This is a genomic window from Paraburkholderia sp. LEh10 (assembly GCF_017814945.1).
Taxonomy (GTDB): Bacteria; Pseudomonadota; Gammaproteobacteria; order Burkholderiales; family Burkholderiaceae; genus Paraburkholderia.
On record NZ_JAGIPX010000280.1, the window covers coordinates 1 to 325 of the forward strand.

A 325-nucleotide genomic window follows, 5' to 3' on the forward strand; every position below is an offset into this window, starting at 1 on the left:
CCACCGAATAGCTCACGTCGCGGCCCGCCGTCACCGCGTGATCGTTCTGGCTCGCCATGTGCGTGCTGTCGCTCGCGTTGGTCGCGATGCCTGCGGCGCTCGCGAACACCATGTCGGGCCGCGACAGTTCGGGGAAGTCGTCCGGCCCGCCTGCGTTGCCGCCATGACCACGTATCGCGTCGTTCTGCGTCCTGATCGTGCTGGCCGCGTCGGCCTGGCTGGCATCCGGCGTCTGCGCGTTGTGCTTCCTCGCAAGCTGCGACAGGTCCTCGTGCTGCTGGCGGGCGCGCGTCAGTTGGGCGATCGTCTCGGCCAGCTCCTTGAC

Annotated in this window: 1 protein-coding gene; it reads right to left on the reverse strand. The window is 68.9% G+C overall.

Annotated elements, in window-relative coordinates; genetic code table 11:
- Positions 1-325, reverse strand: a 325-nt coding sequence (locus J8I87_RS44295) for a DUF2345 domain-containing protein (RefSeq protein ID WP_209938958.1), incomplete at both ends; no start/stop codon positions are given.